Annotated in this window: 6 protein-coding genes; 4 read left to right on the forward strand and 2 right to left on the reverse strand. The window is 72.6% G+C overall.

Going from position 1 to position 7,054, the window contains the following annotated elements:
• Window positions 1-6 precede the first annotated feature (6 nt).
• The 4 genes from VF092_06555 to argH are packed head-to-tail and all read left to right on the forward strand — an operon-like array spanning window position 7 to window position 4,884.
• Entirely contained in the window at window positions 7-1,008 is a 1,002-nt protein-coding gene (locus VF092_06555) for a hypothetical protein (GenBank protein HEX6746941.1), read from the forward strand.
• Window positions 1,005-2,069 carry a cysteine synthase family protein gene (locus VF092_06560; protein HEX6746942.1) on the forward strand — a complete coding sequence of 355 codons (1,065 nt, stop codon included), beginning with the start codon at window positions 1,005-1,007 and terminating at the stop codon, window positions 2,067-2,069. The genes VF092_06555 and VF092_06560 overlap by 4 nt, the downstream gene beginning before the upstream one ends.
• Window positions 2,066-3,346: an ATP-grasp domain-containing protein gene (locus VF092_06565; protein HEX6746943.1), complete on the forward strand. Its 1,281-nt coding sequence runs from the start codon at window positions 2,066-2,068 to the stop codon at window positions 3,344-3,346. The genes VF092_06560 and VF092_06565 overlap by 4 nt, the downstream gene beginning before the upstream one ends.
• Window positions 3,343-4,884 carry an argininosuccinate lyase gene (argH, locus tag VF092_06570; GenBank protein HEX6746944.1) on the forward strand — a complete coding sequence of 514 codons (1,542 nt, stop codon included), beginning with the start codon at window positions 3,343-3,345 and terminating at the stop codon, window positions 4,882-4,884. Before VF092_06565 ends, argH begins: the two co-directional genes overlap by 4 nt.
• A gap of 268 nt (window positions 4,885-5,152) precedes the next feature.
• Here the strand turns inward: argH and VF092_06575 are convergent, their stop codons facing one another.
• Window positions 5,153-5,464 carry a group II intron maturase-specific domain-containing protein gene (locus VF092_06575; protein HEX6746945.1) on the reverse strand — a complete coding sequence of 104 codons (312 nt, stop codon included), beginning with the start codon at window positions 5,462-5,464 and terminating at the stop codon, window positions 5,153-5,155.
• Window positions 5,465-5,481: 17 nt separating this feature from the next.
• Window positions 5,482-6,546 (reverse strand): group II intron reverse transcriptase/maturase, encoded by a 1,065-nt coding sequence (gene ltrA / locus VF092_06580; GenBank protein ID HEX6746946.1) that lies wholly within the window; start codon window positions 6,544-6,546, stop codon window positions 5,482-5,484.
• Between the last annotated feature and the right edge of the window lie 508 nt (window positions 6,547-7,054).

Here is a 7,054-nt window from a genome sequence, read left to right on the forward strand (position 1 = left end):
CCGGCCATGCAGCCCGGATTCCTCCTGGACACCCGCGACGCCCCCGCGCACGCCGCGCCGGCCGTGGCCGCCGTGCGCATCCTGCCGCCCGCGAGCGAGTTCCGCGTGGGGCACGGCGAGATCCACGCGCACCACGGCGAGATCGTGCAGGGGATGTTCTACTCGAGCGACGGGACGGTGGAGCACGGGCTGGTCACCCTCCCGTGCACCCTGTTCCGCACCGCCGGCCGCTTCCGTCCCCTGCCCTCGGGGCCGCTCACGGTGGAGCCGGGCGACCGCTCGCGGGCGAAGGCCGCCGCCCGGCTCACGCTGGACGCGCTGGGGCGCACCGGGTGGGGCGGGGCGATCCGGATCGAGAGCAACGTCCCCGTCCAGTGGGGGTGCGGCTCGTCGACCACCGACGTGCTGGCCACCATCCGCGCGGTCACCGACGCCTTCGGCGCGGTGCTGGAGCCGGCGTGGATCGCGGGGCTGGCCGTGGCCGCCGAGACCGCGTCGGACTCGCTGATGTTCGGCCCCGGCCGCGCGGTGCTCTTCGCGCAGCGCCGCGGCCGCGTCCTGCTGGACCTGGGCGGGCCCCTCCCCGCGGTGCGGGTGCTGGGCTTCAACACCGAGGGCGAGCGCGGCGTGGCCACGCTGACCCTTCCGCCCGTCCCCTACTCGGCGTGGGAGATCGAGGCCTACCGCGCGGTCCTGGGGCTGCTGCGCCGCGCGGTGGAGGAGCAGGACCCCGGGCTGCTGGGGCGCGTGGCCACCGGCAGCACCCTGATCATGCAGCGCCACCGCCCCAAGCGGCACATGCCCGAGCTCCTCCGCCTGGCGAAGGAGGCGGGCGCGCTGGGGGTGCAGGTGGCGCACAGCGGCACCGTGGCCGGCTTCCTCTTCGAGCCCGGGCCCGGGGCCGCCGGGCGGATCGAGCTCGCGCGCGCCGGCCTGCGCCGGCTGGGCCTGTCCTCGAGTTGGGAGTTCTCCACCGAGCTCGCCTCGCACCCGGAGGTTGCCGCGTGAGCGGTCCCCTGATCCACGCCAACTTCGTGGACGCGCTCGCGCTTCCCCGCCTGGTCCGGCTCCGCCCCAACCTGATCGGATTGGCCTTCCCCCTGATGAAGCTGCTCCCGGCGCGCTTCATCGTGCGCAAGGCGCTGGAGGAGGGCGAGCTGCGGCCGGGCGGCCTCATCGCCGAGACCACCTCCGGCACCTTCGGGCTGGCGCTGGCGATGGTGGCGCGGCTCGGCGGCCACCCGCTGACGCTGGTGAGCGACCCGGCCATCGACGCCCCGCTCGAGCGGCGGCTGGAAGACCTGGGCGCCACGGTGCACATCGTGCGCGAGCCGGGGCCCACCGGCGGCTTCCAGCAGGCGCGGCTCGCGGTGCTCGAGCAGGTGCTGGCCGAGCACCCGGGGAGCTTCTGCCCCCGCCAGTACAGCAATCCGCACAACCCGGAGAGCTACGCCCCCTGCGCCGAGCAGCTGGCCCACGCGGCGGGCGCCATCGACTGCCTGATCGGCACCGTGGGGTCGGGCGGGAGCGTGTGCGGGATCTCGTCGTACCTGCGGCTGATCTGCCCCGAGCTGACGGCGATCGGCGTGGACACGCACCGCAGCGTGATCTTCGGCCAGTCCGACGCCGGAAGCGGGCGGCTGCTGCGCGGGCTGGGGAACTCGCTGATGCCGCCGAACGTGGACCACTCGGCGTTCGACCTGGTGCACTGGGTGGGCGCGGCCGAGGCCTTCCGCGCCACGCGCCAGCTCCACCGCGAGCACGCGCTCTTCATGGGCCCCACCAGCGGCGCGGCGTACCTGGTGGCCGAGTGGTGGGCGCGCGAGAACCCCGACCGGCTGGGCGCCGTGATCTTTCCCGACGAGGGGTACCGCTACCAGGACACCGTCTACGACGACGCCTGGCTGGAGGCGAAGGGGGCGCGCCTCGACGTGCTCCCGCGGGGGCCCGTGGAGTGGGAGCACCCCCACGACGGCCACGACCCGTGGGCGTTCTTCCGCTGGGGCCGCCGCTCGTACGCCGAGGTGATGGACCAGCCCGGCGCCAACCTGAGGCTGGTGCCGGCGTGAGCACGGCCCCCGCCGGAAAGGCGCTGCTCTTCGTCGAGAGCAACACCAGCGGAACGGGGCGGCTCTTCGCGCGCACCGCCCGGAGCATGGGCTTCCTCCCGGTGCTGATCACCGCCCGGCCCGGGAAGTACGCCTACCTCGCCGAGGAGGGCGCGCCGGAGGTGGTCGTGGTCCCGCGCGTCGACGAGGACGAGCTGCACGCGCTGGTCGCCGCGCGCTGGGGCGGAGCCGCCGGGGTGGCCGGGATCACCTCCAGCTCCGAGTACTTCGTCGCCACCGCGGCGGCACTGGCGGCGCGCTTCGGCCTTCCCGGCCCGAGCGCGGAGTCCGTTCGCGCCGCGCGCGACAAGTCGCGGCAGCGCCAGGTGCTGGCCGCCGGCGGGATCCCGGTCCCCGCCTTCCGCGCCGTCTCCTCGGCGCCCGAGGCCGTGGCCGCCGCGCGCGCGATCGGCTTTCCCGTGGTGGTCAAGCCGGTGGACGGGAGCGGGAGCGTGGGCGTGCGCGCCTGCGCCGACGAGGCCGAGGTCCGGGCCCACGCGGCGGCGCTCTTCGCCCGGGACGGCGAGGATCCCCGCGTCCTGGTGGAGTCGCTCGTGGCCGGCGACGAGTTCTCCGTCGAGGTCTTCTCCGGGCGGGTGGTGGGGATCACCCGCAAGCACCTGGGAGATCCGCCCTTCTTCGTCGAGGCGGGGCACGACTACCCGGCCGACGTCCCCGGGGAGGCCGCATCGGCGCTGGTCGACTCGGTGATGCGCGGGACGGCGCTCCTGGGCCTGGGGTGGGGCCCGCTCCACTGGGAGCTGCGGATCGACCGCGAGGGGCGCGCCGTGCCGATGGAGGTCAACCCGCGGCTGGCCGGCGGCTTCATCCCCGAGCTGGTGCGCCACGCCGAGGGGATCGACCTGATCCGCGAGACGCTGCGCCTGGTGGTGGGGCGGAAGCCGGGGCTGGTCCGGGCGCACCGGCGGCACGCCTCCATCCGCTTCCTCTTCGCGCCCGGCGCGGGGCGGCTGGCGGCGATCGAGGGGATGTCGGACGCGCTCAGCCGCCCCGACGTGGTGGAGGTGCGCGCGTACCGCCACGCCGGCGACGCGCTGTCCGTCCACGGCGACTTCCGCGACCGCATCGGCCACGTGGTCGCCTGCGCCCCGGAGGCCCGCTCGGCGTCACGCGCCGCGGAGCGCGCCCGCGACATCGTCCGCATCCGGGTCGACGCCCCCGCTCCCGCGGCCGACTCCACCGCGCCCCTGGTGGGCGCGGGAGAGGCGGCGGCGTGAGCGAGGACACCGGGCGGATCCGCCGGGCGCTGGACCCGCGCGCGCGAAAGATCGTCTTCGGCGACGACGCCGGCCCGGCGATCCGCGACGAGCTCCCGTTCTACGTCCGCATCGACCGGGCGCACCTGACGATGCTGGTGGAGCGCGGGATCCTTGCCCCCGGGCGCGGGCGGCGGCTCCTGGCCGCGATGGACCGGCTCGTTGTGGAAGACTACGCGCCGCTGAAGGGGCGCGCGGCGCCGCGCGGGCTGTACCTCCTCTACGAAAGCTGGCTGGTCGAGACGCTGGGCGAGGAGACCGGCGGCGCGGTGCACCTGGCCCGCTCGCGCAACGACATCAACGCCACCGTCCTCCGGCTCCGGCTGCGGGAGCCGTACGGCCGCCTCCTCGGCGAGGTGCTCCGCCTGCTGGCCGTCCTGGTCCGCCGCGCCGAGCGCCATGCCGCCACCACGATGCCGGTCTACACGCACTACCAGGCGGCGCTCCCGGTCACCTTCGGGCACTACCTGGCCGGCGTGGCCCTGGCGCTCTTGCGCGACCTGCACGGGATCGAGGCCGCGGCCGCGGCCGCCGGCCTCGACCGCTGTCCGCTGGGCGCCGGCGCGGCGGGGGGAACCACGGTGCCGATCGACGCGGAGCGGACGGCGGCGCTCCTCGGCTTCGCCGAGGGCGTGCTGCACTCGATCGACGCGGTGGCCTCGCGCGACCTGGTTCTCCGCCTCCTCTCGGCCGCGTCGGTCCTGGGCGTCACGCTCAGCCGGCTGGCGACCGACCTGCAGCTCTGGAGCACGGCGGAGTTCGGCCTGGTCTCCTTCCCCGACACCCTGGTCGGCTCCAGCTCGATGCTGCCGCAGAAGCGCAACGCCTTCCTCCTGGAGCACGTGCAGGGGCGGGCCGGGGCGCCGCTGGGGGCCTTCACCGCGGCCGCCGTGGCGATGCACGCCACGCCGTTCAGCAACTCGGTGGCCGTCGGCACCGAGGGGGTGCGGCCGCTCTGGGGCGCGCTGGAGGGGGTGACGGAGGCGGTGGTCCTCTCCCGCCTCGTCGTTGCCGGCGCCGAGCCGCGGCCGGAGCGGATGCGCCGGCGGGCGGACGAGGGGTTCACCGCCGCCACCGAGCTGGCCAACCGGCTGGTGCTGGAGACGGGGATGTCGTTCCGCCGGGCGCACCACCGCGTGGGCGAGCGGGTGACGGAGGCGGCCGCGCGCGGAGAGCCGCTGGCGGACGCGGCCGGCGCCCTCTTCCGCGAGCTGGGGATCGACGCGGACGCGGCCGGCCTGGACCCCGCCGCGGTCGCGGCGGCGGCGGCGCACGGCGGAGGGCCGGCCAAGGTCGCGCTGCGCCGCGCCGTTGCCGAGCTGCGGCGCGAGTGGTCGGCCGCCGCCCGCCGGCTCCACGCGCGCCGGGAACGGTGGCGCGAGGGCGACCGCGCCCTGGACGCCGCGGCGGCCGGGGTGCTGGCCGGCGAGCCTGCGCCCGACGACGCGCCGTCCGGGCCGATGGCGGCGCCGGCGACGGAGCCGGCCCCGGCGGGATGACCGGGCGATCCGGAAAAAGATCTGGCTCACGCAGAACCGCGGAGGCAGCAGAGAACTCACCTCTGCTGCCTCCGCTGCTCTGCGTGATACCGGAATCTGCGGATTAATTGTGCAATCAGACCAACAGAATGACTCACACGGAGGGAACGGAGGAAACGGAGGATTTAGTAGAGTCGAGCTGGGGCGCCGTGGCGTGAATGCCCGGTTTCCCCAGCCCGCTCATCGAACCGGACGTGCGGATTTCCCGCATCCGGCTCTCCGACTGGGTTCACGTCAAGGCATGCGAGGGCACCACCTGCCGACGCTTGTACAGTTGCACCAGGCCGAGACTCGACCGGAGCCACTGATTCCCAAAGCGTCGGGTCCCCCGCCCGGGGACCTTGTGGCGTCGCACCAGAAACCTCCGCAGCAGCATGCAGGAGTATTCGTCCAAGGACCGGTAGACGTCGCCGAGCGTCCCTACGCTGAAGTAGTTCGCCCAGCCTACCAGTCTCCGGTTCACCTCGGCCACGACCTCCCCTGAGCGGCCCTGGTTCCCCGGTCGCAGCACGGTGCGCAGCGACTGCTTGAAGCGCTTCACCCGCTTCTTCGAGGGCGTCACTCCCAGATACGTTCCACCGGTCCTCCGGACACCATCGGCCCGAAGGTATAGCCCAGAAAGTCGAAGCTCTCTTCCCGGGCGTACCGGAGGTGCGTCTTCTGCTCGTTCAGCCTCAGCCCAATGCGTTCGACGATCCACCGCAGCGACTTCAGCGCCGTTTCGGCGTCGAAGCGGTCGCGGCACAGGATGACCAGATCGTCGGCGTAGTTGATGATCCGCGCCCGCAGGTGCCGCTCCAGTCCGAACTTCTTCCACGCCTTCAGCAGGCGGTGGATGTAGACGTTGGCCAGCAGCGGCGAGATCACCCCACCCTGCGGGGTGCCCTCCCGCGAGCCTTCGCCTCCCGTTCTCAGCGTGTGCCCCCGGTCATCCGTCTCCTCAGCCGGGGCCTTCAGCCACATCTTGATCAGACGCAGCATCTTGCCGTCGCTGACTCGCCGCGCGACCGACTGCATCAGCTCGCGGTGCGGGATCGTGTCGAAGTACTTCGACAGGTCCGCATCCACCACGTGTACTTCCCCGTGCTGGATCGCCCGATGCACCTCCTGCACTGCATCCAGCGCCCCACGCTTCGGCCGGTAGCCATAGGCATTCGGCTCGAAGTCCGCCTCGAAGATCGGCTCCAGAACCAGCTTGGCGGCTTGCTGCACCACCCGGTCCCGAACCGTCGGGATTCCGAGCAGCCGCTCCCCGCCGTCCGGCTTGGGGATCCTCACCCGACGCACCGCCTCGGGCCTGTACTTCTCCTCTCGAAGGTCTGCCGCCAGAGCGGCCAGCCACGCCTCCAACCCTGATTCGTCAATGTCGGTGAACGTCACCCCGTCCACTCCCGCAGCCCCGCCGTTCGCACGGCACAGCCCATAGGCGTGCAACAGGATGTCCGCTCTCCAGACCTTGTCGTAGAGCAGGTAGAAGGATAGGCAGGCTCCCCCTTGGCCTTGAGGTAGAGCTTGTTCTGAAGGGTCCGAATCTTCTCTGGAGTTTGCAGGCTCACGCCAATCTCCTCTTCTCGCCTTCTTCCGAAGCGTCCCAGAAGCAGGGCCCCTTCCCTCCACCGGCATTACCCGGCTTCCCCGGTACTATGAGCCCCTCCGACGCCCGCACCGGCCGCTCGCTTTCCGAGCGTTGCGGAGCAGCGACCTCCACTCCGGCGCGGGCCTCCCGTGTTGCGTGCGCGCTCTGTGCTTGCGTGCCCTCCCCATTACCCCGGCGAGTCGCCCGGTCTGCGACGGTTGAAGATCCGGGCGCGGCGGCCTTCCCCGATTGGTAGGCGGGTCGGCACTCACATCCATCGTTTCGAGGCCTGCTCAGGGTTCACTCTCGTTGGGCCCGCACGCTCGCCAGCCTTCCCAAGGAAGACAGTTGTCCGGGCGGCTTCATCGCGATCCTCTGCAATGCGCCCGTAGCTACGGAGGTGTACCGTCAACTCCTCCGGCAGGACTTTCACCTGCTAGAACGCGCCGCCTTTGCACGGCGCACCACCGAATCCGGAATACCGTTCGCGAACCGCCTGACTCGAGCTTCCTCTTGCTTCGGGGTTTTATCAACCCTTCATATCAAACTGGATCT

Origin of the sequence: Longimicrobium sp. (genome assembly GCA_036377595.1) — a bacterium.
Classification (GTDB): Bacteria; Gemmatimonadota; Gemmatimonadetes; order Longimicrobiales; family Longimicrobiaceae; genus Longimicrobium.

Bases quoted from the DNA above. Each gene is read 5' to 3' on its own strand.
- ltrA (HEX6746946.1), bottom strand. From the start codon at position 6,546: ATGCCGGTGGAGGGAAGGGGCCCTGCTTCTGGGACGCTTCGGAAGAAG.
- VF092_06555 (HEX6746941.1), top strand. From the start codon at position 7: ATGCAGCCCGGATTCCTCCTGGACACCCGCGACGCCCCCGCGCACGCC.